Annotated in this window: 20 protein-coding genes, 3 tRNA genes and 1 pseudogene; 3 read left to right on the top strand and 21 right to left on the bottom strand. The window is 65.5% G+C overall.

Features of this window, described 5'->3' with window-relative positions; genetic code table 11:
* Positions 1-33: 33 nt before the first annotated feature.
* The 3 genes from DIE23_RS35390 to gltX all read right to left on the bottom strand — a co-directional run bounded on the left by DIE23_RS35390 (position 34) and on the right by gltX (position 1,863).
* Positions 34-109: transfer RNA gene (locus DIE23_RS35390), tRNA-Glu, on the bottom strand.
* A gap of 140 nt (positions 110-249) precedes the next feature.
* Positions 250-325: transfer RNA gene (locus tag DIE23_RS35395), tRNA-Ala, on the bottom strand.
* 128 nt (positions 326-453) lie between these two features.
* Entirely contained in the window at positions 454-1,863 is a 1,410-nt protein-coding gene (gltX, locus tag DIE23_RS35400; RefSeq protein ID WP_124617053.1) for a glutamate--tRNA ligase, read from the bottom strand.
* 280 nt (positions 1,864-2,143) lie between these two features.
* On the opposite strand from gltX, the gene DIE23_RS35405 reads away from it, so the two are divergent.
* Complete coding sequence (locus DIE23_RS35405; RefSeq protein WP_124617055.1) at positions 2,144-3,073, top strand: patatin-like phospholipase family protein; 930 nt, start codon at positions 2,144-2,146, stop codon at positions 3,071-3,073.
* A 154-nt stretch (positions 3,074-3,227) separates the two neighbouring features.
* Here DIE23_RS35405 and DIE23_RS35410 read toward each other — a convergent pair whose 3' ends face one another.
* The 14 genes from DIE23_RS35410 to DIE23_RS35475 form a co-directional block, all read right to left on the bottom strand.
* Positions 3,228-3,902: a C40 family peptidase gene (locus DIE23_RS35410; RefSeq protein WP_124617058.1), complete on the bottom strand. Its 675-nt coding sequence runs from the start codon at positions 3,900-3,902 to the stop codon at positions 3,228-3,230.
* Positions 3,903-4,030: 128 nt separating this feature from the next.
* Entirely contained in the window at positions 4,031-5,653 is a 1,623-nt protein-coding gene (locus tag DIE23_RS35415) for an ABC transporter ATP-binding protein (protein WP_124617060.1), read from the bottom strand.
* A complete protein-coding gene (locus DIE23_RS35420) occupies positions 5,650-6,747 on the bottom strand; it encodes an ABC transporter permease (protein WP_124617062.1) in 1,098 nt (365 codons plus the stop codon). The genes DIE23_RS35415 and DIE23_RS35420 overlap by 4 nt, the downstream gene beginning before the upstream one ends.
* A 75-nt stretch (positions 6,748-6,822) precedes the next feature.
* On the bottom strand, positions 6,823-7,866 hold the full coding sequence (locus DIE23_RS35425) for a microcin C ABC transporter permease YejB (protein WP_124617064.1): 1,044 nt from the start codon (positions 7,864-7,866) through the stop codon (positions 6,823-6,825).
* Between the two features lie 52 nt (positions 7,867-7,918).
* Entirely contained in the window at positions 7,919-9,802 is a 1,884-nt protein-coding gene (locus DIE23_RS35430; protein ID WP_124617066.1) for an extracellular solute-binding protein, read from the bottom strand.
* Between the two features lie 205 nt (positions 9,803-10,007).
* Positions 10,008-10,370, bottom strand: coding sequence for a hypothetical protein (locus DIE23_RS35435; protein WP_124617068.1), 363 nt, complete (start codon positions 10,368-10,370; stop codon positions 10,008-10,010).
* Between the two features lie 352 nt (positions 10,371-10,722).
* Positions 10,723-11,055: a cytochrome o ubiquinol oxidase subunit IV gene (gene cyoD, locus DIE23_RS35440; protein WP_124617070.1), complete on the bottom strand. Its 333-nt coding sequence runs from the start codon at positions 11,053-11,055 to the stop codon at positions 10,723-10,725.
* Complete coding sequence (gene cyoC / locus DIE23_RS35445; protein WP_124617072.1) at positions 11,056-11,664, bottom strand: cytochrome o ubiquinol oxidase subunit III; 609 nt, start codon at positions 11,662-11,664, stop codon at positions 11,056-11,058. It lies immediately after the preceding gene.
* Entirely contained in the window at positions 11,664-13,670 is a 2,007-nt protein-coding gene (gene cyoB, locus DIE23_RS35450; RefSeq protein WP_124617074.1) for a cytochrome o ubiquinol oxidase subunit I, read from the bottom strand. The genes cyoC and cyoB overlap by 1 nt, the downstream gene beginning before the upstream one ends.
* A gap of 3 nt (positions 13,671-13,673) precedes the next feature.
* Positions 13,674-14,561, bottom strand: a complete 888-nt coding sequence (gene cyoA, locus DIE23_RS35455) for a ubiquinol oxidase subunit II (RefSeq protein ID WP_124617076.1) — start codon at positions 14,559-14,561, stop codon at positions 13,674-13,676.
* 279 nt (positions 14,562-14,840) lie between these two features.
* A complete protein-coding gene (locus DIE23_RS35460) occupies positions 14,841-16,367 on the bottom strand; it encodes an NADH-quinone oxidoreductase subunit M (RefSeq protein ID WP_124617078.1) in 1,527 nt (508 codons plus the stop codon).
* A gap of 447 nt (positions 16,368-16,814) precedes the next feature.
* Positions 16,815-18,188, bottom strand: coding sequence for a hypothetical protein (locus DIE23_RS35465; protein ID WP_124617080.1), 1,374 nt, complete (start codon positions 18,186-18,188; stop codon positions 16,815-16,817).
* A gap of 185 nt (positions 18,189-18,373) precedes the next feature.
* Positions 18,374-18,467, bottom strand: a tRNA-Ser gene (locus tag DIE23_RS35470).
* Between the two features lie 110 nt (positions 18,468-18,577).
* On the bottom strand, positions 18,578-19,831 hold the full coding sequence (locus DIE23_RS35475; RefSeq protein ID WP_040144529.1) for an aspartate kinase: 1,254 nt from the start codon (positions 19,829-19,831) through the stop codon (positions 18,578-18,580).
* Here DIE23_RS35475 and DIE23_RS40920 point away from each other — a divergent pair.
* Positions 19,814-20,051 (top strand): annotated as a pseudogene (locus tag DIE23_RS40920) (hypothetical protein); the annotation flags it as partial. The gene DIE23_RS35475 and the pseudogene DIE23_RS40920 overlap by 18 nt on opposite strands.
* Before the next feature lie 122 nt (positions 20,052-20,173).
* On the opposite strand, the gene tilS reads toward DIE23_RS40920, so the two are convergent.
* From tilS to cysS, 4 genes are all read right to left on the bottom strand, one after another.
* A complete protein-coding gene (tilS, locus tag DIE23_RS35480) occupies positions 20,174-21,580 on the bottom strand; it encodes a tRNA lysidine(34) synthetase TilS (RefSeq protein WP_124617082.1) in 1,407 nt (468 codons plus the stop codon).
* 43 nt (positions 21,581-21,623) lie between these two features.
* The gene (locus tag DIE23_RS35485) at positions 21,624-22,595 is read right to left on the bottom strand and encodes an acetyl-CoA carboxylase carboxyltransferase subunit alpha (protein WP_006478433.1); all 972 of its coding nucleotides are present in this window, start codon (positions 22,593-22,595) and stop codon (positions 21,624-21,626) included.
* A gap of 99 nt (positions 22,596-22,694) precedes the next feature.
* Positions 22,695-23,564, bottom strand: coding sequence for a DNA-3-methyladenine glycosylase (locus tag DIE23_RS35490; protein ID WP_124617084.1), 870 nt, complete (start codon positions 23,562-23,564; stop codon positions 22,695-22,697).
* A 43-nt stretch (positions 23,565-23,607) separates the two neighbouring features.
* Positions 23,608-25,005, bottom strand: a complete 1,398-nt coding sequence (gene cysS / locus DIE23_RS35495) for a cysteine--tRNA ligase (RefSeq protein ID WP_124617085.1) — start codon at positions 25,003-25,005, stop codon at positions 23,608-23,610.
* A gap of 234 nt (positions 25,006-25,239) precedes the next feature.
* Here cysS and DIE23_RS35505 point away from each other — a divergent pair, with 234 nt between their 5' ends.
* Positions 25,240-25,962 (top strand): tetratricopeptide repeat protein, encoded by a 723-nt coding sequence (locus DIE23_RS35505; RefSeq protein WP_185646598.1) that lies wholly within the window; start codon positions 25,240-25,242, stop codon positions 25,960-25,962.
* The last annotated feature ends 14 nt before the right edge of the window (positions 25,963-25,976 follow it).

The following is a 25,976-nucleotide window of genomic DNA, read 5'->3' on the forward strand; positions in this document are numbered from 1 at the left end:
GCGACACTTCTACTACGAAACGCCGCTGAATCCTGGCGTCCCCTAGGGGATTCGAACCCCTGTACTCACCGTGAAAGGGTGATGTCCTAGGCCTCTAGACGAAGGGGACATAATCTTTTCAGATCTGTCTGACTCTCGCCATTCATTCATCATCAACAGCGAAGGCCGAAATTCTAACTGCTTTAAATCATTTTGTGAAGCATTTATTACTACCACTGCTGCTTCGCAAATCAATCCATTCTGCTCTGATGGTGGAGGTAAGCGGGATCGAACCGCTGACCTCTTGCATGCCATGCAAGCGCTCTCCCAGCTGAGCTATACCCCCTTGCAGAACAGAAATGAGATTATATGGACCGAATTTGAACTTGTAAATACCCTTTTTGCGATTGGAGCGAATTTTTTTGCGAAGCCGCCGTGACGTCACGCGCAGGCGGCCTCGCACTCGCCCCCATCTCAGGCCAGCGCGGCCTCGATACGCGACACCACGACGTCGCGACCGAACAGCACGAGCACCGCGTCGATCGACGGCGTATGCGTCGTGCCCGCCACCAGCAGGCGCACCGGCATCGCGAGCTGCGGCATCTTCAGCTTGTACGCGCCGAGCGTCGCCTTCAGCGCGGCGGACACCGCTTCCTTCGTCCAGTCGGCCGCCTTCAGCGCGACGACGAGGTCGGCCAGTGCCGGGCGTACCGCATCAGTCACGTGCTGCGCGAGCGCGTCGGCGTCCGGCGCCGGCACGCGGTAGAACATCGCGGCGCCTTCGGCGATCTCCTTGACCGTCGTCGCGCGATCCTTCATCAGGCCGACCACCGCGTCGAGCGCGGGGCCCGTCGCGATCGCCGCGTCATCGATGCCGAGCGCGTCGAGGAACGGCTTCGCCAGCGCGGCGAGGCGCGCGTTGTCCGCTTCCTTGATGTAGTGGGCGTTCAGCCAGCTCAGCTTGCTGTGGTCGTACTGAGCGGGCGACTTGCCCAGATGCTCGAGGTCGAACCATTCGACGAACTGCTCGCTCGAGAAGATTTCGGCATCGCCGTGCGACCAGCCAAGACGCGCGAGATAGTTGACGACGGCCTCCGGCAGGAAGCCCGCGTCGCGATACGCCATCACGCTCATCGCGCCATGCCGCTTGCTCATCTTCTCGCCCTGCTCGTTCAGCACGGTCGGCAGGTGCGCATAGACGGGCGGCTCGCCGCCGAGGGCGCGCAGGATGTTGATCTGGCGCGGCGTGTTGTTCACGTGGTCGTCGCCACGGATCACGTGCGTGATGTTCATGTCCATGTCGTCCACGACCACGCAGAAGTTGTAGATCGGCGTGCCGTCCGGACGCGCGATCACGAGGTCGTCGAGCTCCTCGTTCGAGATCTCGACACGCCCCTTCACCGCGTCGTCCCACACGACCGTGCCGGTCAGCGGGTTGCGGAACCGCAGCACGGGCTTCACGCCGGCCGGCGGCTCAGGCAGCACCTTGCCCGGCTCCGGACGCCACGTGCCGTCGTAGCGCGGCTTGAGGCCGGCCTCGCGCTGGCGTTCGCGCAGCGCGTCGAGTTCCTCGGCCGACATGTAGCACGGGTACGCGAGACCCTGCTCGAGCATCTGCGCGAGCACCGCGCGATAGCGGTCCATCCGCTGCATCTGGTAGATCGGGCCTTCGTCGAAATCCAAGCCGAGCCACTGCATCCCCTCGAGGATCGCGTCGACGGCTTCCTGCGACGAGCGCTCGACGTCGGTATCCTCGATACGCAGCACGAACGTGCCTTTCATCTTGCGCGCGAACGCCCACGGATAGAGCGCGGAGCGGATGTTGCCGAGGTGGATGAAGCCGGTGGGACTCGGCGCGAAGCGGGTACGGACAGGACGGGTCATAAACGGTAACTCGAACGCCTGGGGCGCATGAATGATTCGACGCGGGATCGACGGCGACAGCCCGGACAGCAATGGGGCCGGCCGCGCCCGGAACGGGAAAGAAGCCGGAATTATACTCGCGCCGTCCTTCGCGCCAAGCGCGCCGCTTGCTTTATGATGTGCGCGCCGCGGCCGCCAGCCGGCGCCGCGCCGGCCGCCCGGTTTCTGCCGCACGGCCGCTCGGAACCTATCGCCGCCGCGGGCCGCACGGCCCGCCGCCAAGCCGCCGGAGAACCATTCGATGTCGTCGTCCCCTCGCCTGTCGCGCCGTCACTTCACGATCGCCTGCGCGTCCGCCAGCCTCGCCGCCTGCACGTCGTTCGGCGACAAGTCCCGCCCCGACAACGCCGCGAATCCTGCGCAGTCGCGCGAGAAGCCCGTGAAGATCGGCATCGCGCTCGGCGGCGGCGCCGCCCGCGGCTTCTCCCACATCGGCGTGCTGAAGGCGCTCGAGGCACGCGGCATCCCGGTCGAGATCGTTGCCGGCACGAGTGCGGGCTCGGTGGTCGGGGCGCTGTACGCGTCGGGGATGAGCGGACTGCAGATCAACAAGATCGCGCTCGACATGGATCAGGCGGCGATCAGCGACTGGGCACTGCCGTTCCGCTCGCGCGGGCTGCTGCAGGGCGTCGCGCTACAGAACTTCCTGAACAAGACGCTCAACAACCGGCCGATCGAAAAGATGGCGAAGCCGCTCGGCATCGTCGCGACCGACCTGCAGAACGGCCAGCCGATCCTGTTCCAGCAGGGCAATACGGGACTTGCGGTGCGGGCGTCATGCAGCGTGCCGTCGGTCTTCGAGCCCGTGAAGATCGGCAACCGCGAATACGTCGACGGCGGCCTCGTGAGCCCCGTGCCCGCGTCGTACGCGCGCAAGATGGGTGCGAGCTTCGTGATCGCCGTCGATATCTCGTCGCGGCCGGACGGTGCGGCGACCGACAACCCGATCGAGATGCTGCTGCAGACCTTCACGATCATGGGCCAGACGATCAAGACCTACGAGCTCGACAAATACGCGGACGTCGTGATCCGCCCGAACCTCGCGGCGATGGGCGGCAGCGACTTCAACCAGCGCAACGCGGCGATCCTCGCGGGCGAGGAAGCCGTCGCGCGCATCATGCCCGAGCTGCAGCGCAAGCTCGCGGCGGCCCGCGGCGCGACGGCCGCGTAAGCGGTAAGCGGATACATCGCGTGCGCGGCGCAAGACGCCCGCGCCGCCACCCGCCCGGGCCGGCCGCCGACCCACTATCGGCAGGCCCAAAACAAAAAACCCTGCCGCCTTTCGGTGACAGGGTTTTTTTGATCCGGCCGATCGCCGGCGAGCGTCAGTTGCTGCCGTTTGCCGCGTCGTCGCCGATCGTCGCGCGCACGCGCTGGCGCAGGTCGTCGGCCTTCATCGGGAACTCCGACTCGATCCGGCGCGCGCCGGTGAAACGCTTTTCCCAATAGCCGCTGTCGAGATCGTCGACGCGAACCGTGCTGCCCGTCGACGGCGAATGCACGAACTTGTTGTCGCCGATGTAGATGCCGACGTGCGAGAACGTGCGGCGCATCGTGTTGAAGAACACGAGGTCGCCCGGCTTCAGGTTGCTCATGCTGACCTTCTCGCCGACGCGGCTCATCTCTTCCGCGCGACGCGGCAGCGACATGCCGAGCGTGTCCTGGAACACGTAGCGCACGAAGCCGCTGCAGTCGAGGCCGGAATCCGGCGAGTTGCCGCCCCAGCGGTAACGCACGCCGATCATGTTCAGCGCGCCGACGACGACGTCGCCGGCCTTGCCCGCCATGCCGGCGAGGAACGACTTCGCACCGCCGCCCGACGACTGGGCACTGGTCTGCTGGAGGGAGGAGCTCGACCCGATTTGAGTCGAATTCGTGACATTTTGGTTAAAACTGCTGACTTCGTCGGCGAACGCGCCGGGAGCTGCTGCAAACAGGGCGCCGATGAACAGCCCGGCGAGGGTGCGCGCGCATGCCTGGGTCAGGGATCGATGCTGCATTGGTCGATGGAATGTGCTTAAAAATCAGCTGATTGGCGGAAAATTTCGGTCGATACTAGCCAGCGCGTAATCGTTTGTCAAAACAAATTAAAAAATACAATCGAGATGGTCAGACCATTGGACGCCTATCACGCTTTCCAGACCGCTTTCAACAGCTTTTGTGTGTAAGGATGTGACGGTTTCGTGAAGATATCGGCCACGTCGCCGGACTCGACGATCGCCCCGCCCTGCATCACCGCGACCCGGTGCGCCATCGCGCCGATCACCTCCAGGTCATGGCTGATGAATACATAGCCGAGGTTGTATTTCTGTTGCAAATTCGCAAGCAGTTTCAGCACCTGCTGCTGGATCGACACGTCGAGCGCGGAAGTCGGCTCGTCGAGGATCAGGATGCGCGGCTCCAGCACGAGCGCGCGCGCGATCGCGATCCGCTGGCGCTGCCCGCCCGAGAATTCGTGCGGATAGCGATGCAGCACCGTGCGGTCAAGGCCGACTTCGCGCAGCACGGCCAGCGACTTCGCGCGGCGTGCGTCCGGCGTCAGTTCCGGGCGATGCAGTTCGAGCCCCTCGCCGACGATCCGCTCGATCGTGTGACGCGGCGACAGCGAGCTGAAGGGATCCTGAAAGACGACCTGCATGTTCGAGCGCAGCGCGGTCTGTTCGCGGCCGCGATAGGTCGACAGCGCGCGCCCCTGGAATTCGATCTCGCCGTGCGCCGTCCTTTGCAACCCGAGTAGCGCCATCGCAAGCGTCGACTTCCCGGAACCCGATTCGCCGACGATCCCGAGCGTCTCGCCCTGCCGCACCGACACGGAGACGTCCGCGACCGCCGTCACCGGCATCGTGCCGAACCAGCCGGCGAAGCCCGGCCGCTTGCGCGCGAACTGCACGCTGACGTGGCGCGCGTCGAGCACGACGGGCGCGATCGGCATGACCGGCGCGACCGCGCGCTGCGGCCTGCTGTTCAGCAGCCTCTGCGTATATGGATGCTCCGGCTCCGCGAAAATCCGCTCAACCGGCCCGCTTTCGACCAGCTTGCCGCGCTCCATCACCGCGACCCGCTCGGCGAAGTGCCGCACGAGGTTCAGGTCGTGCGTGATCAGCAGGATCGCCATCCCGCGCTTTTCCGCCTCCTCGCGCTGCAGCTCGAGCAGCAGGTCGACGATCTGCGCGCGGATCGTCACGTCGAGCGCGGTGGTCGGCTCGTCGGCCAGCAAGAGCCGCGGCCGGCAGGCGAGCGCCATCGCGATCATCGCGCGCTGCCGCTGGCCGCCCGACAACTGGTGCGGGTAACTGTCGACGCGCTTCTCCGGCTCGGCGATGCCGGTGCGCGCGAGCAGCGCGATCGTGCGCTTGCGCGCCTCCGCCGCCGTCACGCCGTCGTGCAGCACGATCGTCTCGCCGATCTGCGCGCCGATCGTATAGAGCGGGTTGAGGGCCGTCATCGGCTCCTGGAAGATCATCGCGATGGCCGAGCCGCGCAGCCCGCGCATCTCGCGTTCGCTGTGGCCGGCAAGGTCCTGCCCGGCGAAGCGGATCGTGCCGCTCACGTCGGCGTCGCGCAGCAGCCGCAGGATCGACAGCGCGGTCACGCTCTTGCCCGACCCCGACTCGCCGACGAGCGCGACGCGCTCGCCGCGGCCGATCGCGAGCGTCACGTCGTCGACGGCCACCGTGTCGCCGAAGCGCACGTGCAGATGCTCGAGCGACAGCAGCGGTTCGCCCGCGTTCGATACGACCGTTTCGCTCATCGCTGGCCTCCTGCCGCGCGCACCGAATCGGCGATCCGCGTGTCGAGCGCGTTGCGCAGCGCATCGCCCATGAAGGTCAGCAGCAGCAGCGTCGCGACCAGCACGCCGAACGTCGACAGCGAGATCCACCACGCGTCGAGGTTGCCCTTGCCCTGCGCGAGCAGCTCGCCGAGGCTCGGCGTCGGCGGCGGCACGCCCAGCCCGAGGAAGTCGAGGCTCGTGAGCGCGAGGATCGCCCCGCTCATCCGGAACGGCAGGAACGTGATCACGGGCGTCATGCTGTTCGGCAGCACGTGGCGCCAGATGATCTGCCAGTTCGTGAGCCCCATCGCACGGGCCGCGCGCACGTAGTCCTGCATGCGGTTGCGCAGGAACTCGGCGCGCACGTAGTCGGCCAGGCCGATCCAGCCGAACAGCGACAGCAGCACGATCAGCAGCAGGAAGCTCGGCTCGAAGATCGACGCGAAGATGATCAGCAGGTACAGCTCCGGCAGCGAGCTCCAGATCTCGATCAGCCGCTGCCCGACGATGTCGATGCGCCCGCCGAAGAAGCCCTGCACGGCGCCTGCGGCGATCCCGAGCAGCGTGCCGATCGCGGTCAGGATCAGCCCGAACTCGACCGACACGCGGAACCCGTATACGAGCCGCGCGAGCAGGTCGCGCCCGTGCGCGTCGGTGCCGAGCCAGTTCTCACGCGACGGCGGCGCCGGGTTCGGCACGGTCGAAAAATAGTTCAGCGTGTCGTAGTAGTAGCGGTTCGGCGGATAGACGACGAAGTTGCCCGGCGCCTCGAGCCGCTTGCGGACGTACGGATCGAGATAATCGGCCGGCGTCGGAAAGTCGCCGCCGAAGGTCGTCTCCGGATACGCATGGAACATCGGGAAATAGGTCCGGCCGTCGTAGCGCACGACGAGCGGCTTGTCGTTCGACCACAGCGGCGCCGCGAGGCTCGCGGCGAACGCGACGACGAAGATCACGAAGCTCCAGTAGCCGAGGCGCTGCTGGCGAAAGCGCTGCCAGACGCGGCGCGCGGGCGACGGCGACACGCGCGCACGCGCCGCGTCGATGCGGGACGACACGACGGCCCGGTTCATCGCGCACCTCGCCCGGCGAGCGCGGGCAGGCGGACGGGCGCGCCGGCGAGCGGCGTGCTAACGGACGGTTTCATGTCAGCGCTCCAGATTGTCGAATTGAATGCGCGGGTCGACCCACACGTAGCAGAGGTCCGAGATCAGCTTGGTCGCGAGCCCGATCAGCGTGAACAGGTACAGCGTGCCGAGCACGACCGGATAGTCGCGCCGCACGACCGACTCGTACGACAGCAGCCCGAGGCCGTCGAGCGAGAACAGCGTCTCGATCAGCAGGCTGCCCGTGAAGAACGCGCCGATGAACGCGGCTGGAAACCCGACGATCAGCGGCAGCATCGCGTTGCGGAACACGTGCTTCCACAGCACGGTGCGCTCGGCGAGCCCTTTCGCGCGCGCGGTCAGCACGTACTGCTTGCGGATCTCGTCGAGGAACGCGTTCTTCGTGAGCATCGTGATGACCGCGAAGCTGCCGACGACCGACGCCGTGATCGGCAGCGCGATGTGCCACAGATAGTCGAGCACCTTGCCGGCGAGCGACAGTTGGGAGAAGTTGTCCGACGTGAGCCCGCGCAGCGGGAACAGCTGCCAGAACGAGCCGCCGCCGAACAGCACGAGCAGCAGCACACCGAGCACGAAGCCCGGAATCGCATAGCCGACCAGCACGACGAGGCTCGTCGCGACATCGAACGGCGAGCCGTTGCGCACGGCCTTCGCGATGCCGAGCGGCACGGAGATCAGGTACGTGACGAAGAACGTCCACAGCCCGATGCTGATCGACACCGGCAGCTTCTGCACGATCAGCGACCACACGCTCTGGTGGCGGAAGTAGCTATCGCCGAGATCGAAGCGCGCAAAGCGCTTCAGCATCAGCCAGTAGCGCTCGAGCGGCGGCTTGTCGAAGCCGTACAGCGCCTTGAGCTGCGCGAGCTGCTGCGCGTCGACGCCGGTATGCGCACGCATCCCGAACGGCGCCGCGCCCTGCTCGGTCGCGCCCTTGCGCAGTTCCTGCACGGCCTGTTCGACCGGGCCGCCCGGCACGAACTGGATCACGGCGAACGTGAGCGTGAGCACGCCGACGAGCGTCGGGATCATCAGCAGCAGGCGTTTGAGGATGTAGCTCCACATAGGGCGTCGACTCGCGATCGATAGGCTGGGTTGAACGAAGGGCCGGCAGGCTTCAGTGATCGGGCTTGGCCCACCAGGTCGATACGACCCAGCCCTCGGCCGAATAGTACAGCGGCAGCGTTTGCGGATAGCCGAGCGTGCGCTTGTATGCGATCCGGTGCGTGGTGCTGTACCACTGCGGGACCGCGTAATAGCCGTGCATCAGTACGCGGTCGAGCGCATGTGTCGCGTCGAGCAGGTCGTCGCGCGTCTGCGCAGCGCCGAGCGCATGCAGCAGCGCGTCGACCGCCGGCGACTTCAGACCGATGATGTTGTCGGAGCCCGGCTCGTCGGCGAACTTGCTGGCGTAGCGCGAGAACTGTTCGGCGCCCGGCACCTGCACGCCCGGCAGGCGGACCGTCGTCATGTCGTAGTCGAACGCGTCGAGCCGCTTCTGCAGCAACGCGTAATCGGCAGTGCGAAAGCGCGCGTCGATGCCGAGCTTCGCGAGATTGCGCTGGTAGGCGGTCACGACGCCTTCCATCGCCGCCCCCGAATCGTCGAGGATCTCGAACGTGAACGGCTCGCCCTGCGCGTTGCGCAGCGCGCCGTCGCGGTAGGTCCAGCCGGCCTGCGCAAGCAGCTCGCGCGCCTTCAGCAGGTTCGCGCGCAGCGAGCCCGGCGGGTTCGTGCCGGGTTGCATGACCATCGGGCCGAACACGGCCGGGTCGAGCTGCGCGCGCAGTGGCTCCAGCAGCTTCAGTTCGCCCGCGCCCGGCGTACCGGTCGCCTGCAGGTCGGTGTCGGCGAAATAGCTGTCGAGACGCGTGTACGCGCTATAGAACAACTGGCGGTTCAGCCATTCGAAGTCGAACGCGAGATCGAGCGCCTGGCGCACGCGCACGTCGCGAAACAGCGGCCGGCGCAGGTTCATGAAGAAACCCTGCATGCCCGCGCCGTTGTGCTGGCGGAATTCGCGCTTGACGAGCTCGCCGCTGTCGAAGCGCTTGCCGACGTCGCGCCGCGTCCAGTTGCGCGCGATGTACTCGACCAGCACGTCGTACTCGCCGGCCTTGAACGCCTCGAGCCTCGCGACGCCGTCGCCGTACAGCTTGTAGACGATCCGCTCGAAGTTGTTGGTGCCGACCCGCACCGGCAGGTCGGCGCCCCAGTACGCGGGATTGCGCCGGTACGTAATGGTGCGGCCGTTGTCGTAGCGCTCGATCAGGTACGGGCCGCTGCCGATCGGCTGCTCGAACGCGAGCTGGTCGAACGGAATCCGCGAACCGTCCGCGCGCAGCCCCCACTTGCGCGAGAACACCGGCACACCGCCGGCGATCAGCGGCAGTTCGCGGTTCGTGCTGCGGAACTCGAAACGCACGGTGGCCGGATCGACGACCACGGCCTTCGCGATTTCGGCGAAATACGCACCGAACTGCGGTGCGGCCAGCTTGCTCTTCAGCGTGTCGAACGAAAACTTGACGTCGTCAGCCGTGACCGGATCGCCGTTCGAGAAGCGCGCCCGCGGGTTCAGGTGGAACGTGACCGACCTGCGATCCGGCGCGATCGCGATGTCGTCGGCGAGCAGCCCGTAGGCGGATGCCGGTTCGTCCGAGCTGCCGGTCGCGAGGCTCTCGAACAGCATGTCGATGCCCGGCGCGGGGTTGCCGCGCATCGTGAACGGATTGAACTTGTCGAACGACGTCAGCCGGCTCGGGTTCGCGAGCACGAGCGTGCCGCCCTTCGGCGCGTCCGGGTTCACGTAGTCGAAATGCTTGAAGCCCGGCGGATATTTCGGCTCGCCGTATTGCGCGATCGCATAGGCCGCGTGCGCGGCCGTCGCGGCCAGCACCGCCTGTATTGCCCATGCTGCCGCCGCGCGGCCGGCGGCCCGTGCCGCATGCGCGGCGCCGACGCGGGTGCGCGCGGCGGCGGCCAGGGGCGAACCCTTCTTCATAGAGGCCCTGTCGGTCGATTGAGGGATGGAACGTAGGTCGATTCTACCCATTCCATTCGACACCGAGCCAGCTTGCGGCCTGTTCGTGCGTAACGTCACCGTGCCGCAACATCCGCGCGCGGCCGGCGCGGGCAAAAGAAAACCGCCACGCGGGCGGTCTTTCTTGCTCATGTGGCGCACGCGTCACGCATGCGCCGTCTGTCGATCAGCGCCAGCCGTTGTGGCGGCCGTTATCCCAGTGACCGTGACCACGATCGCCGTCCCAGCCGCGGCCGTGATGGCGATACCACTCGTCGCGGCCCCAGTAGCGGCGGCCGTCCCAGTAGCGATCACCGTGCCAGCCGATCACGATCGCCGGTGCCGGTACGTAGACGGGCGCCGGGGCATACACAGGCGCCGGCTGGTAGACGACCGGCGGCGGCGGCGGCGCATACACGGGCGCGGGGGCGACGTAGACCGGAGCCGGCACGCCGACGTTGATGCCGACATTGACTCCCGCCATTGCTGCGCCCGACACGAGCAAGGCCGTCATACCGGTCAAGAGCGAGGCAACACGCAAAGTCTTCATGGATTCCTCTTCGAGTTGTTTCATGTGTGATTCGACTATAGCGGCAAGCGCCGTGCCGGCATATTTCAAGTTTGTAAGAACTGATGCGCAGCGTCGCAACGGGAAGCGCTCGCTAACGTCTTGTAACAATTGACGGACCGACCGACACCCGGCGCCCTTCTCCGCCCCGCCCGGCGGGCCTTTGCGCCCTGCGCGTGTCGGCGACGCACGCCCGCGCCGGATCATACTGCGTTCCGGCTCTCGTTCGAGCTGCCGACACCGTCGAAACGCTTGACCCGGATATCGAGGACGAAAAAAAAGCGGCACTCTCGTGCCGCTTCTTCGTGGCCGGCGCGCTGCGCCGCGATGCCGCTCAGCGCGACATCATGTTCATGCTGACGTTGTGCATCACCCACAGCGTGCCGACGATCAGGATCGCCGCGGTCAGCACGGTGTAGCTGAACGCCATCACGTTCCAGCGCTGACCAGACGAACCGTTCATGTGCAGGAAGTACACGAGGTGGACGACGATCTGCACGAACGCGAGCGCGGCCAGCGCGATCAGCGATGCGTGCGGCGACAGCACGCCACCCATCACGAGGCCGAACGACGCGGCCGTGAGCAGCACCGACAGCATGAAGCCGGCGACATAGCCGCCGACGCTGCCGTGCCCTTCTTCGAGTTGAGACGAATGCGAATGGGCCATTTAGATCACGCTCGCGAGATAGACAAAGGAAAACACGCAGATCCACACGATGTCGAGGAAGTGCCAGAAGAGGCTCAGGCACGTCAGGCGCCGCAGGTCGCGATCGGTCAGGTCGCCGCCGCGGAATACGATCTGCCCGGCGAGCACGATCATCCATAGCAGGCCGGCCGTCACGTGCAGCCCGTGCGTGCCGACCAGCGTGAAAAACGCCGACAGGAACGCGCTGCGCTGCGGGCCGGCACCCTCCGCGATCAGGTGCGAGAACTCGCGCAGCTCCATCGCGAGAAACGCCGCGCCGAGCACGAACGTCACCGCGAGCCACGCGAGCAACGCGCCGCGCCGCTGTTTGTAGGCAGCCAGCATCGCGAAACCGTAGGTGATGCTCGACAGCAGCAGCGCGGCGGTTTCCACCGCGACGCCCGGAATGTCGAATAGATCCTTCGCGGTCGGACCGCCGGCGTACTGGTTGCCGAGCACCGCGAACGTCGCGAACAGCGCCGCGAAGATCACGCAGTCGGTCATCAGGTACAGCCAGAAGCCGAACACCGAGTGCGACGGCGGATGGTCGTCGTGCTCGAGCAGGGTTGCGCTCAAGGTTTTCTGCAACATCAGTTGGCCTCCAGTTCCACGTCGTCGACACGCGTGGCCACGCGCGCCGCCGGTTGCTTCTCTTCGATCTTGCGCACCTTCGTCGCCGGGATGTAGTAGCCGTCGTTGTCACGCGAGCTGTAGACCACGAGCGTCGCGACGATGCCGACCAGGCCGCCGATCGCCATCCACCAGATGTGCCACACCAGCGCGAAGCCCAGCACCAGGCTGAAGATCGCGACCACGAGGCCTGCACACGTATTCGACGGCATGTGGATGTCGCGGATCGTCGCCGGGTTCGGCCGGCCATCGCCGCGCGCCTTCATGTCGGCGTACGCGTCGAGCGTGCGCACTTGCGGGATCACCGCGAAGTTGTAGTCGGCCGGCGGCGACGAGGTCGCCCATTCCAGCGTGCGGCCGCCCCATGGATCGCCCGTGGTGTCGCGGTACGCCGGCAGGTTGCGATTGCGGATGCTGACGACCAGTTGCAGCAGCTGGCATGCGATGCCGATCGCGATCAGCACGGCGCCGAACGCGGCGACCAGCAGCCACGGATGCCATGCCGGGTTGTCGTAGTGGTTCAGACGCCGCGTCATGCCCATGAAGCCGAGCACGTAGAGCGGCACGAACGCGACGTAGAAGCCGACCTGCCAGAACCAGAACGCAGCCTTGCCGAGCTTCTCGTTCAGCTTGAAGCCGAACGCCTTCGGGAACCAGTAGTTGAAGCCCGCGAGATAACCGAACAGCACGCCACCGATGATCACGTTGTGGAAGTGCGCGATCAGGAACAGGCTGTTGTGCAGCACGAAGTCCGCGCCCGGGATCGCCATCATCACGCCGGTCATGCCGCCGAGCGTGAAAGTAACCATGAAGCCGATCGTCCAAAGCACGGGCGTCGTGAATTCGATCCGGCCGCGGTACATCGTAAACAGCCAGTTGAACACCTTCACGCCGGTCGGGATCGCGATGATCATCGTCATGATGCCGAAGAACGCGTTCACGTTCGCACCGGAGCCCATCGTGAAAAAGTGATGCAGCCACACGAGGAACGACAGCACCATGATCGCGCAGGTCGCGTACACCATCGTCTTGTAGCCGAACAGCGGCTTCTTCGAGAACGTCGCGATGACTTCCGAGAAGATGCCGAACGCCGGCAGGATCAGGATGTACACCTCCGGATGGCCCCACGCCCAGATCAGGTTCAGGTAGAGCATCGCGTTGCCGCCGGCTTCGTTCGTGAAGAAGTGCATGCCGAGGTAACGATCGAGGCCGAGCAGCGCGAGCGTCGCGGTCAGGATCGGGAACGACGCCATGATCAGCACGTTCGTGCAGAGGGCCGTCCACGTGAACACCGGCATCTTCATCAGCGTCATGCCGGGCGCGCGCATCTTGATGATCGTCACGAAGAAGTTCACGCCGGTCAGCAGCGTGCCGACGCCCGAGATCTGCAGCGCCCACAGGTAGTAGTCGACCCCTACCCCCGGACTGAACTGCAGCTCCGACAGCGGCGGATACGCGAGCCAGCCCGTCTGCGCGAACTCGCCGATCACAAGCGAGATGTTGATCAGGATCGCGCTGACGGCCGTCATCCAGAAGGAGAGCGAGTTGATGAACGGGAATGCGACGTCGCGCGCGCCGATCTGCAGCGGCACGACGAGGTTCATCAGGCCGACCATGAACACCATCGCCATGAAGAAGATCATGATCACGCCGTGTGCCGTGAAGATCTGGTCATAGTGGTGCGGCGGCAGGTAGCCCGGCGCGTTGTACGCGAGCGCGAGCTGCATGCGCATCATGATCGCGTCGGCGAAGCCGCGCAGCAGCATGATCAGCGCGACGATGATGTACATCACGCCGAGTTTCTTGTGGTCGACCGTCGTCAGCCATTCCGTCCACAGCCACTTCCAGCGGCCGGTGATCGTCAGCGCGGCGAGGATGCCCAGCACGACCAGCCCCATGAAGGCGCCGGCCACCATGATGATGGGCTGATCGAACGGGATCGCCGATAGTGTGAGTTTGCCGAACATGCGTTACCCCTTCGTGCCGCAGGCGGCGTCCTTCAGATCGAGGACGTGGCCATCGTTGTATTTCGCGATGATGTTGTGGAAGAGCCGCGGATCGACCGACGAGAAGTAGCGCACGGGCGCCTTCTCGCTCGGTTGCGCGACGGTGCCGTACACGGTCGCGTCGAGCCGGTCGGGCGAGGCCTTCACCTTCCGCACCCAGGCGTCGAACTGCTCGCGCGGCTCGGCCAGCGTGCGGAATTTCATGTCCGAGAAGCCGCGGCCGCTGAAGTTGGCGGACGTGCCCGCGTAGTCGCCGGCTTCGTCGGCGATCAGGTGCAGGCGCGTCTGCATGCCGGCCATCGCGTAGACCTGACCGCCGAGCTGCGGAATGAAGAACGAGTTCATCACCGAATCCGACGTGATGCGGAAGTTCACCGGCGTGCCGACCGGGATCGCGAGCTGGTTCACCGACGCGATGCCGAGTTCCGGATAGATGAACAGCCACTTCCAGTCGAGCGCGACGACCTCGACGTCGATCGGCTTCACCGCCGACTCGAGCGGCTTGTACGGATCAAGCTCGTGCGTGGTTTTCCACGTGAGCACGCCGAGGAACAGGATGATCAGCGTCGGCACCGTCCAGATCACGACTTCGATCGCGGTCGAGTGCGACCAGTTCGGCGCGTAGGCGGCATTGCGGTTCGATGCGCGGTAGCGCCACGCGAACCAAAGCGTGAGCAGGATCACCGGCACCACGACGATCAGCATCGCCCATGTCGACGTCGCGATCAGCGCCTTTTCGGCGGCCCCGACGCTTCCTTTCGGATTTAGTACATCCAAATTACAGCCTGACAGGCTCAAAGCCGCGCCGATCGACATCAGCGCTGTCCAGCCTTTTGAAGCTCTTCTTTTCATCACACAGCCCGAGGGTCATTGAATCCGTTGCGTATGCCCGATGCGCATTCGATCCACGAAAGTGGCCGAATCATACGTCGCGCGGGTGCGATGAAAAACCGATGGATGCGGCAAATCATCATTGCAAAATCTGTTGTGAGACAGATTGTCGCGGGGCAATTTCACACAGCCGGGAGGCGGCCGCGAGCCGGCCGGACGCCGCCGGCGCCTGCCCAGATGGATGTGCGTGCAACGACTTCATCGTCATGCGATGCGGTCGTTGCACGCGATATCACGCGATCAGCCGTGCGCCGCGGCCATGTATGCCTGCGCGGGCGTGCCGCCGTCCCCGGCCGGCAGCTTCGAATGGCTCGCGTCGTCGATCAGCCGTGCGACGGTCGGATCGATCGCGTCGGTGAACGGCTTCGGATCGACGCCGACCATCAGCACGATCAGCGCGAGCGACGCGAACATCACGATCTCGCGGCGGCTCAGGTCGACGAGCTTCGCGATGCGCGGGCTCGCGATCTTGCCGAACACGACACGCTTGACCATCCACAGCGTGTACGACGCGCTGAGGATCAGCGTGAGCGCCGCGATCGCACCGATCCAGAAGTTGACGCGTATCGCACCCATGATGACCATGAACTCGCCGACGAAGCCCGACGTGCCCGGCAGGCCGACGTTGGCCATCGCGAACAGCAGCGCGAACGTCGCGAAGCGCGGCATCACGCCCGCCACGCCGCCGTACGCGGCGATCTCGCGCCGCTTCGTGCGATCGACCAGCACGCTCACGCACAGCAGCATCGCGCCCGCGACGAAGCCGTACGACACGAGTTGCACGATCGCGCCTTCGACGCCGATCTGGTTGAACAGGAACAGCCCGAGCGTGACGATCCCCATGTGCGCGACCGTCGAATACGCGAGCAGCTTGCCGAGATCGGTCTGCGCGAGCGCGATCAGGCTCGCGTAGACGATCGCGAACAGCGACAGCGCGATCACGGCCGGCGCGAAGAAGTGACTCGCGTCCGGCGTGATCGGCAGCGCGAAGCGCAGGAAACCGTAACCGCCGAGCTTGAGCATCGCGAGCATCAGCGCGGCGCCCGTCGGGCCGTCCGTGTAGACGTCGCGCAGCCACGTATGGACCGGCCACATCGGCACCTTGACCGCGAACGCGGCGAAGAAGCCGAGAAATACCAGCAGTTGCGGCGCGAAGCCGAGCTGCAACGTGCGCCATGCGTTCATGTCGAACGTATGCGACTTCGCGTACAGGTACAGCATCGCCATCAACAGCAGCAGCGAACCCGCGAACGAGATGAAGAAGAACTTCACGGCCGCATAGACGCGATGCTCCCTGCCCCACGTGCCGATCAGCAGGTACAGCGGAATCAGCGTCGCCTCGAAGAAGATGAAGAACAGCAACCCGTCCTGCGCGACGAACACGCCGACCATCAGCCCCGACAGGATCAGGAACGACGCGTAGTACTGCGCGACGCGCACCGTCACCGATTCCCACGACGCGATCACGACGACGAGCGTCGTGATCGCGGTCAGCACGACGAGCCACAGCGACGCGCCGTCGATCCCGACGCGCCAGCCGGCGTTGAAGGCCGCCAGCCAGTTGCGGGTTTCGGCGAATTGCATCGCCGCCGAGTGCGAATCGAAACCGGTGACGAGCGGCACGACGGCGGCCAGCCCCGCGAGTGCACCGACGAGCGCGATCAGTCTCGTGCGATGTGGATGACGGTCGGAGCCGGCGCGCAGCAGGCACGCGCCGAACAGGATCGGAACCCAGATTGCCAGGCTCAGGAAGGGAAAATCATGCATGTCAACAGGCCTTAGAAGGTCGCGCACTGCATCGGGAACAGGCGTGACGAAGGGAACGAAATCAAATCGACAGATAGATTTCGTGGATCGCCAATGTTGGCAAAATGTAAAGCGGAATCAGGGCAAAGGTTGACGCCGCTCAAGCGCAATCGGGTTAACCAGCATAAGGCGATTGATTATTTTTTGCATCGCAGCAGAGCTTCGTTTCGCGCCGCACGGATAGTTCACTGATTTTTATGAGTAATTTTTCGTATTACAGTGCGGCATCGATCGCAAGAATCGGTGCGATGCCGCATTTTTGTCCGAAGCCTGGTTATTCAGAGCGCAAGAACAGAATATGGGGAGGGATGAATGAGTGTGATTCAATCCTTACACACATGCTTTCATTGATATTTCATGGACCGTGATCGCCGCGATCCGGAACACCGGAAGTCGCGGCGCATTCCGTCAGCGCCGATGGCTCAGCCTGTCCCACGCGCGCATCGTCACCGCACGATAGTGGTTGTGTTGCGCGGGGAAATGGACGAAGCGGCTGTCGCGCGTCGCATAGACCGGCGATGATGCGAGCGACATCGCATCGACGATATAGCGGGCGTCGATCATGCCCGCCTCCAGCAATTCGACGTAGATCGCCTGCTGGTCGCCGCCGCTCGCGTAGACCGACGACCGATCGTCGAAGCTCTCGATGCGCGCACATATGCGCTCGACCAGTTCGCGCATCGGCTCGACGTTGCGCACGCCGATCATGCACGAGTTGATCGCCCAGGCCGTGTGGTCGGTGCCGATCACGAAATCGCGGCCGTCGATCACGCTGTCGACCGTCTGGCGCTGGTCGATCGCGAGGATGTCGGCGTCGACCCAGAACACGAACGTGTGATCCGGCAGATGTTCGCGAATCAGGTGCAGCTTCGCCCAGTTCGCATCGACGCCGGCCGGCAGGAACGCGGGCGGTTCGCGATACGCGTGGTACGCATAGCCGTGTCGCGTGCAGTAGCGAACGAAGTTCTCTTCGTGAACATCGCCATAACCTGCGATGTGCGACGTGTGCAGGCTCACGAACGCAATGCTTGCGTGCGGGTTCAGGTGCTGCACAGGCACGCGCGTGCGCTGCTGCGCGGCGCGCCAGTCGTCCATCGCACGCGGCTGCTCGCCCTGCCGGACACGCGCCGCATCGTCGACGAGCGCGAGCACGTAGCGAAAGTCGTAGTCGGGCGTCGGCGCCCATACGCCGTCGATCTGCCGCCATTCGGGCGCCTGGTGCGCAACGAGCGGATGCGCGCCGACGACCCCGTCGATCGCAAGCCCGTCGCCCCAGACCGTCTGGGCCGACGCGAAATAGCCGGTCGCGAGCGGCTGATCGAACGGTAGCGGCGGGAAATACTCGGCAAGCAGTGTCGCTTCGCATGCATGTTGCCTCTCGGCCAGGCGCATCGCCCACTTGCCCAGCTCGACCGTCAGCTTGCGCAAGCGCTCGCGCACGTCGGGCACGTTGCGAAAGATCATGCCGCTCGCGGCGGGCAACGGCGACTTCGACGTCTGCGTCGTGACGATCGCGTCATAACCGTCCGCGACATCCGGCAACGCATGTTGGCCGAACACGACCGAGAACGGATCGAGGACGAGCAGCAACGCGCCCTGCTCCATCGTGATGAGCTGCGCGATGATCGCATGGTACTTGTGCAGCACCCGCTGGCGCTCGCCGTACACGTGCGTGCCGTCGACGATCGCGTGCCGGTAGCCGTGGCCCCGCGCGTAAAGTTCGTGATTGTCGACGAGCCCGTCGACAGGTCGATGCGAAAGGATGGTCAGTACGGAATGCATGCGTGCCGGAACTCCGGATTGAGCCGTACGAGGCGATATGCCTATTTAGCGCATGAGTGTCGCTCGAGTCGAGCATTGATTGGCTGCCCGGACGAAGCACGGCGCCGAGCGGCAAGCCTGGAAACGAAGCAGGAAAAGAAAAAGCCCCGCAAGTCCGAGAACTTGCGGGGCTTTGTCACCGCTTTTGGCGGAGACGGAGGGATTCGAACCCTCGATCCAGGTTTTGGCCCAGATGCTCCCTTAGCAGGGGAGTGCCTTCGACCTCTCGGCCACGTCTCCCAAACTTTCGCTCGCACCAGGGAGGCAGTGCGACGAGAACGAAATAATATAGGGTTTCGAACCGCTCGTCAATTTCCGTGATGCATTTTCTTCAATGCATCACAAAAAATTCACGCGGCCTGATCGAGTTCGAATGCCTTGTGCAGCGCGCGGACAGCCAGCTCCATGTATTTCTCGTCGATCAGCACCGAAATCTTGATTTCGGACGTCGAGATCATCTGGATGTTGATGCCCTCTTCCGACAGCGTGCGGAACATCTTGCTCGCGACGCCCACGTGTGAACGCATGCCGACGCCGACGACCGACACCTTCGACACCTTCGGGTCGCCCTGCACGCGCTCGGCGCTCACATGACCCTGCACCTGGTTGGTGAGGATGTCCATTGCCTTCTGGTAGTCGCCGCGGCCGACCGTGAACGTGAAGTCCGTCTTCCCTTCGACGCTCTGGTTCTGGATGATCATGTCGACGTCGACGTTCGCGTCGGCGACCGGGCCGAGGATCTGATATGCGATACCCGGCTTGTCGGGCACGCCCATCACCGCAATGCGTGCTTCGTCGCGCTGGAACGCGATGCCGGAAATGACTGCCTTTTCCATGGTCTCGTCTTCTTCAAAAGTAATCAGGGTGCCCGAGCGCATTTCTTCGTCGAGCGCAATCAGCGGATCGGTCAGGCTCGACAGCACGCGCGTCTTCACCTGGTATTTGCCGGCGAATTCGACCGAGCGGATCTGCAGGACCTTCGAGCCGAGGCTGGCCATTTCCAGCATTTCCTCGAACGTCACGCGATCGAGGCGTCGCGCCTCTTCGACCACGCGCGGGTCGGTCGTGTAAACGCCGTCGACGTCCGTGTAGATCAGGCACTCTTCGGCATCCAGCGCGGCCGCGACCGCCACCGCCGACGTGTCCGAGCCGCCACGGCCCAGCGTCGTGATGTGGCCGTCCGGATCGACGCCCTGGAAGCCCGTGATGATCACGACCTTGCCGGCGTTCAGATCGGCCTTCACGCGCTCGTCGTCGATCGAGTGGATGCGCGCCTTCGTGAACGCGCTGTCCGTCTTGATCGGCACTTGCCAGCCGGCGTAGCTCACGGCCTCGACGCCTATTTCCTGCAGCGCGATCGACAGCAGGCCGACGCTGACCTGCTCGCCGGTCGACGCGATCATGTCGAGCTCACGCGGGCTCGGCTGGCTCGAAATCTCTTTCGCGAGACCGAGCAGACGGTTGGTTTCGCCGGACATCGCGGACGGCACGACCACCATCTGGTGCCCGGCCTGATGCCATTTTGCGACGCGTTTCGCGACGTTCTTGATGCGCTCGACCGAGCCCATCGAAGTGCCGCCGTATTTGTGTACGATGAGTGCCATTGTCGTTCTGAACTGGAGGAGAAGCCGCACGGGCGCGCTGGGCAGGCCGCGTTGCCGTTCGGTCACGCGGCTTGTGGCTGTGGACGGACGACGAGAGGGACGGCTGGGACGCAACACGCAAGCGTGACGGATTTTGCCCGGAAGGCCGATCAGGCCGCGCAAACCGGGTACGTCACGCGGAAAACCTGCACAAATCGCTCAAAAATCGAGCCGAGCAAACGTCCGAGCGTACCCGATAGAGGCCCGCTTGACAAGCCGCTCGCCGGTTTGGCAAGCGTTCCGGCGCTGTTTACCAAATGGTGAAAACCGGCGCGCGATCGCGCGGCCGGAAGCGCGCCGCCCCTATGCGATCAGCAGGTCGGGACGCCATTCAATCCGGCGCCAGCCGCCTTCGCCCGACAGCCCTTCGCCGTGATTCACGCCAACCCGCGGCACGTAGACGAGCCGGTCGCCCGCGAACAGCAGCGGCACGTCGCGCTGCCAGGCCGGCACACCGCGCTCCTGAAACAGGTTCTTCAGGGTGCGGCCCGGCCCGCCGGGCGACGTACGCAGCCGCTCGCCGCCCGCACGGGCGCGCGCGGCAAGCACTGCGCCGCGCAGCAGCGCCTCCGGCACCGCGCCGTCGCTGCCGGCCTCGGCCGGCGCGAACACGAACGTGCCGCGCCACGCCGGCACGCGCCAGACTTCCTGTCCGTCCCATGCAAGCGAGCACTCGGGATGTGGCGTCCCGGTGCCGTCGTCGGCCGGCTCCGCGCTGTCGCCCGCCTCCCAGTACACGACATCGCGATAGAGCCGCAGGCACTGCCCCGCGTGATCGACCCGCAGCGCATGCGCATCGTGCGCGGCGCGCAGTTGCCGCATCATGTTCGCGAGCCGGCCTGCCGACGCACCGGGGAGCCCAAGCCGGCGCATCCAGAAACGCAGCAGGTTCGCGCCGCGCGTGTCGTCGAACGCGACCAGCGCAGCGCGCGACAGCGCGCGGCCGTCGTCGCGCGCGGCGCCGGCGAAATCCAGTTCGGCCAGATCGTCGAGCAGCCGCTGCGCGGCGGCCGCATGCTGGGCCGCGCGGCCCAGCGCATCGCGAAAACCCGGGAAGTGCACGGCGAGCACCGGCAGCACGTCGATACGCAGCGCATTGCGCACATAGCGCGTGTCGTCGTTCGATTCGTCGTCGATCCACGCGAGCGCGCGCTGCGCCGCATAGCGTTCCAGTTGCGCGCGCAACAATCGCAGCAGTGGGCGCACGCGCTCGACGCTCGCGCCGTCAGGACGATAGCGCGGCGCCATCGCGGCCAGGCCCGCGACCCCCGCGCCGCGCAACAGTTGCAGCAGCACGGTCTCGGCCTGGTCGTCCGCATGCTGCGCGACCCAGAGCGCCGCCACGCCGTGACGCTCGCACATCGCATCGAGTGCCGCATAGCGGCGCTCACGCGCGGTCGCCTCGATGCCGAGGCCGCTGTCGCGCGGCACGTCGACACGCTCCGATTCGAACACGACGCCGAGTTGCGCGGCCGTCGCCTGCGCATGCGCGACCCATGCGTCGGCGTTCGCGCTCAGGCCGTGATGCACGTGCAGTGCGACGCAGCGTGCGGCGCCTGCCACGCGCACGGCCGCGTCGAGCAGCACCGTCGAGTCGAGGCCGCCGCTGTACGCGATCGCGATACGCGCATCGGCCGGAAGATCGGCAAGCGCAACGCCGACCGCGTCGAGAACGACGCGGTCGGCCGAGAATTCGGTCGGGGGGATCACGAGACAGACGCGCGCCGGACGGCGCGCGATGCGAACACGCCGGTCATGCGCCGGGCGTGGTTTCCTTGAACTTGCCGTAGGCCATCAGGCGCTCGAAGCGGCGCTCGCGCAGCGCATCGATGCTCATGCCCTGGAACTGGCGCAGCGAATCGGCGAGCGCGCGGCGCAGCAGCGCGGCCATGCCCTTCGGATCGCGGTGCGCGCCGCCGAGCGGCTCGTTGATGATCTTGTCGATCAGGCCGAGCGCCTTCAGGCGATGCGCGGTCAGGCCCAGCGCTTCCGCGGCCTCGGGTGCCTTCGCGGCGCTCTTCCACAGAATCGACGCGCAGCCTTCCGGCGAAATCACCGAATAGGTCGAGAACTGCAGCATCATCACGGTGTCGGCCACGGCGATCGCGAGCGCACCGCCCGAACCGCCCTCGCCGATCACGGTCGTGATGATCGGCGTCTTCAGTTCGGCCATCACGTACAGGTTGCGGCCGATCGCTTCCGACTGGCCGCGCTCTTCCGCGCCGATGCCCGGATACGCGCCCGGTGTGTCGACGAACGTGAAGATCGGCAGCCCGAACTTCTCGGCGAGGCGCATCAGGCGCTCGGCCTTGCGATAGCCTTCCGGACGCGGCATCCCGAAGTTGCGCGCCGCGCGCTCCTTCGTGTCGCGGCCCTTCTGGTGGCCGATCACCATGCACGGATGGCCGCCGAAGCGCGCGAGACCGCCGACAATCGACAGGTCGTCCGCGAATGCGCGGTCGCCATGCAGTTCGTGAAAATCGGTAAACAGTTCCGCAACGTAATCGAGCGTATACGGACGCTGCGGATGGCGCGCGATCTGCGAAACCTGCCACGGCGACAGGTTCGCGTAGAGGTCCTTCGTCAGTTGCTGGCTCTTCTTCGACAGCCGCTCGATTTCTTCCGAAATATCGACAGCCGAGTCGTCCTGCACGAATCGCAGCTCTTCGATCTTGGCCTCGAGTTCGGCGATCGGCTGTTCGAAATCCAGAAACGTGGTCTTCATGTGTTCGAATCCTTGGGTCTTGCGGCAGCGCGTATTCTACCCGCGCGGGCGACGTGCAAAACCGGCTCTCAACTATTGATGTTTAAAACCCGATAGCCGTCAATCAGCGTCGGCGTCCGGCACGTCGAGGCTGCGCCACATGTACCAGGTCGCGACGGTACGCCACGGCTCCCAGTTGGCGGCCACTTCGCGCGCCTCGCTGCGCGTGACGGGTTCCCCGCTGAAGTAATTGACGCTGATCGCGCGGATCAGGCCCGGATCGTCGAGCGGCAGCACGTCCGGCCGCGACAGGTTGAAGACCAGGAACATCTCGGCCGTCCAGCGACTGATGCCGCGGATCTGCGTGAGTTCCGCGATCACGTCCTCGTCGTCCATCGACGTCCATTTGTCGACGTGCAGCGCGCCGGACACGAAGTGTTGCGCGAGATCGAGAATATATTCCGTCTTGCGCTTCGACAGTCCGCACGCGATCAGCTTGTCGGCGCCGAGCCGGATGACCGGCTGCGGTGCGAGTTTCGGACACTCATCCTCGATGCGCGCCCACAGCGCCTGCGCGGACGGCACCGAGATCTGCTGGCCGACGACCGAACGCGCGAGCGTGACGAACGGGTCGCCGCGCTTCACGAGATGCGCGGGGCCGAACTTCGGGATCAGCTTCTTCAGGATGCGATCGCGCTTGACGAGATCGGCGCACGCCTTGTCCCAGTATGCCGGACGCACGACGCCATCGGCGCCGTCGACTGCCGCATCCGATGCACGCACCTTGCGGGTCGCGTCGGTGGCCGCCATCGCGACCTCCGGCTGCGCCGCGTCCGCGCCCTTCGCGCGCGCGGGCTTCGCATGACCGTTGAGCGCGCCGTTCGGCACGGCGCGCGTCGCGTCCGCCTTCGCCGCCGGCGCGCGCTTGGCTGCCGGACGCGCGGCGAGCGGAGTCGCACGCCTGACCGGCGCTTTTCTGGCCGTTGCCATCTTGCCTCCTACCTGACGGATCGGTCAGTGGAACGCACCGCGCTCATACGCGACGCCATTCGGTCGATCCGCCCGGTTTGTCTTCAAGTGCGATGCCGGCGTCGAGCAGTTCCGCCCGAATCCGGTCCGCTGCGGCATAGTCCTTCGCTTGTTTCGCCGCGACGCGCGCAGCGATCTTCGCTTCGATTTCGTCCGCTGCGAGCCCGCCTGCCTGCGCGGCACCGGTGCCCTGCTGCAGGAACGCGCGCGGTTCGCGGCCGAGCAGGCCCAGCAGGCCCGCCAGTTGTTTCAGTTGCCGCGCGAGCGACGCATCGCGCGTGCGATTGACTTCACCCGCCAGCTCGAACAGCGTCGCCACCGCGACCGGCGTGTTGATGTCGTCATTCATCGCGGCCGCGAAACGTTGCGCATGCGGCTCGTTCCAGTCGAGCGCGAGCGCGTCGGGCTCGACATCTTTCAGCGCCGTGTACAGGCGCGTGAGCGACGCGCGCGCATCGTCGAGATGCACGTCGCTGTAGTTGAGCGGCGACCGGTAGTGCGTGCGCACGATGAAGAAGCGCATGACCTCGGCGTCGTACCGATCGAGCACTTCGCGGATCGTGAAGAAGTTGCCGAGCGATTTCGACATCTTCTCGTTGTCGACCTGCACGAAGCCGTTGTGCATCCAGTAATTGACGAACGTCTGGCCGGTCGCGCCTTCGCTCTGCGCGATCTCGTTCTCGTGGTGCGGGAATTGCAGGTCCTGCCCGCCGCCGTGGATGTCGAAATGCTCGCCGAGCAGCGTGCAGCCCATCGCGGAGCACTCGATGTGCCAGCCCGGCCGGCCCATCCCGTACTTCGATGCCCACGACGCGCCTTCCGGATCGTCCGCCTTCGCGCGCTTCCACAGCACGAAATCGAGCGGGTCTTCCTTCGCGTCGTTCGCGGCGACGCGCTCGCCCGCGCGCAGGTCGTCGAGCGACTTGCCCGACAGCTTCCCGTAGTTCGCGAACTTGCGCACCGAATAATTGACGTCGCCGTCGGCCGCCTGGTACGCGTAGCCGTTCGTCTCGAGCTTCTCGATCATCCCGAGCATCTGCGGAATGAACTGCGTCGCGCGCGGCTCGATGTCCGGCCGCTGGATGCCGAGCGCCGCTTCATCCTCGTGCATCGCGCCGATGAACCGGTCGGTCAGCGTCTTGATCGTCTCGCCGTTCTCGACCGCGCGGCGGATGATCTTGTCGTCGATGTCGGTGATGTTGCGCACGTACGTGACCCGATAGCCGATCGCACGCAACCAGCGCTGGACGAGGTCGAACACGACCAGCATGCGCGCGTGGCCGACGTGACAATAGTCGTAGACGGTAATCCCGCATACGTACATCCGCACTTCGCCGGACTGGCGCGGCACGAAAACTTGCTTGTCACGCGCGAGCGTGTTGTAGATGCGCAGTGATTCCATAGAGATGAACCGTGAGCCGAAGGAAACCGCCCTGGCGAAGCTCGCCCAGCATGCGAAACGGACGGACCACCTGCTGCGGCACGCCGCCGCGCGTCCTCGATATCACATGGGGCGGTCAGGCTGCAAGCACAGCGGTGACGGCCACGAGAGGCAAAGAAAGACTGCCTGCGGCTCGCCGGAACGCGCAGACGTTTTGTTAGAATGGCTCGGAGTATAACATTCCGATTTACGCCTATGAAACCTCATCGCGGCCGCGCGCCGAGCGCTGCGACCCTCGTTGCGACCGCCGTCATGGGCGTCGCACTGACGCTTTTCGCGGCCCCCGCGGCGCATGCGCAAAAGGCCCCGGGCACCGCCGACGGCACGCCCGAGATCGACGCGTCGATCGCCGGCAAGCAGTGGAAACAGGCGCTCGCGCAACTCGACGCGCGCATCGCGGCGAATCCACACGACGTGCAGGCGCAGTTCAAGCGCGGCACCGTGCTCGCCCGCCTGAATCGCGACGACGACGCCATCCAGCAGTTCGTCGCGATCACGCAGGCCTACCCCGAACTGCCCGAACCGTACAACAACCTCGCGGCGCTCTACGCGAAGCACGGCCGCTACGACGAAGCGCGCAGCGCGCTCGTCACCGCGACGCAATCGAACCCGAGCTACTCGCTCGCGTACGAGAACCTCGGCGACCTCTACCTGCGCCTCGCGGCCGAATCGTACAAGCGCGCGCAGTCGCTCGGCCGCACGAGCGGCGCGACCGCGCAGCGCCTCGCCGACCTGCAGAAGATCGTGTCGCCGCCGAAGCCGGCAGCCAACGCGCGCGCCGTCACGCCGGCCGCGCGCGCGTATACCGATCGCGCCGCCGCGAACGTGAGCACCACCACGCTGCCGATGTCGCCGACGTTCCAGTTCAACGGTCCGTCCGGTGCACTGGCAGCGCCGTACGTCGCGCCGTCACAGTAAGCGGCGCAACCTTC

It is taken from the genome of Burkholderia sp. Bp9143, assembly GCF_003853645.1.
Lineage (GTDB): Bacteria > Pseudomonadota > Gammaproteobacteria > Burkholderiales > Burkholderiaceae > Burkholderia.

Coding starts and splice junctions, on each gene's coding strand:
- DIE23_RS35490 (WP_124617084.1), bottom strand. CDS start 23,564: ATGGCAACGGCCAGAAAAGCGCCGGTCAGGCGTGCGACTCCGCTCGCC.
- DIE23_RS35475 (WP_040144529.1), bottom strand. CDS start 19,831: ATGGCACTCATCGTACACAAATACGGCGGCACTTCGATGGGCTCGGTC.
- DIE23_RS35425 (WP_124617064.1), bottom strand. CDS start 7,866: ATGTGGAGCTACATCCTCAAACGCCTGCTGCTGATGATCCCGACGCTC.
- DIE23_RS35460 (WP_124617078.1), bottom strand. CDS start 16,367: ATGCATGATTTTCCCTTCCTGAGCCTGGCAATCTGGGTTCCGATCCTG.
- DIE23_RS35420 (WP_124617062.1), bottom strand. CDS start 6,747: ATGAACCGGGCCGTCGTGTCGTCCCGCATCGACGCGGCGCGTGCGCGC.
- cyoB (WP_124617074.1), bottom strand. CDS start 13,670: ATGTTCGGCAAACTCACACTATCGGCGATCCCGTTCGATCAGCCCATC.
- DIE23_RS35505 (WP_185646598.1), top strand. CDS start 25,240: ATGAAACCTCATCGCGGCCGCGCGCCGAGCGCTGCGACCCTCGTTGCG.
- DIE23_RS35405 (WP_124617055.1), top strand. CDS start 2,144: ATGTCGTCGTCCCCTCGCCTGTCGCGCCGTCACTTCACGATCGCCTGC.
- gltX (WP_124617053.1), bottom strand. CDS start 1,863: ATGACCCGTCCTGTCCGTACCCGCTTCGCGCCGAGTCCCACCGGCTTC.
- DIE23_RS35430 (WP_124617066.1), bottom strand. CDS start 9,802: ATGAAGAAGGGTTCGCCCCTGGCCGCCGCCGCGCGCACCCGCGTCGGC.
- DIE23_RS35435 (WP_124617068.1), bottom strand. CDS start 10,370: ATGAAGACTTTGCGTGTTGCCTCGCTCTTGACCGGTATGACGGCCTTG.
- cyoC (WP_124617072.1), bottom strand. CDS start 11,664: ATGTTGCAGAAAACCTTGAGCGCAACCCTGCTCGAGCACGACGACCAT.
- DIE23_RS35415 (WP_124617060.1), bottom strand. CDS start 5,653: ATGAGCGAAACGGTCGTATCGAACGCGGGCGAACCGCTGCTGTCGCTC.
- cysS (WP_124617085.1), bottom strand. CDS start 25,005: ATGGAATCACTGCGCATCTACAACACGCTCGCGCGTGACAAGCAAGTT.
- cyoD (WP_124617070.1), bottom strand. CDS start 11,055: ATGGCCCATTCGCATTCGTCTCAACTCGAAGAAGGGCACGGCAGCGTC.
- DIE23_RS35485 (WP_006478433.1), bottom strand. CDS start 22,595: ATGAAGACCACGTTTCTGGATTTCGAACAGCCGATCGCCGAACTCGAG.
- cyoA (WP_124617076.1), bottom strand. CDS start 14,561: ATGAAAAGAAGAGCTTCAAAAGGCTGGACAGCGCTGATGTCGATCGGC.
- DIE23_RS35410 (WP_124617058.1), bottom strand. CDS start 3,902: ATGCAGCATCGATCCCTGACCCAGGCATGCGCGCGCACCCTCGCCGGG.
- DIE23_RS35465 (WP_124617080.1), bottom strand. CDS start 18,188: ATGCATTCCGTACTGACCATCCTTTCGCATCGACCTGTCGACGGGCTC.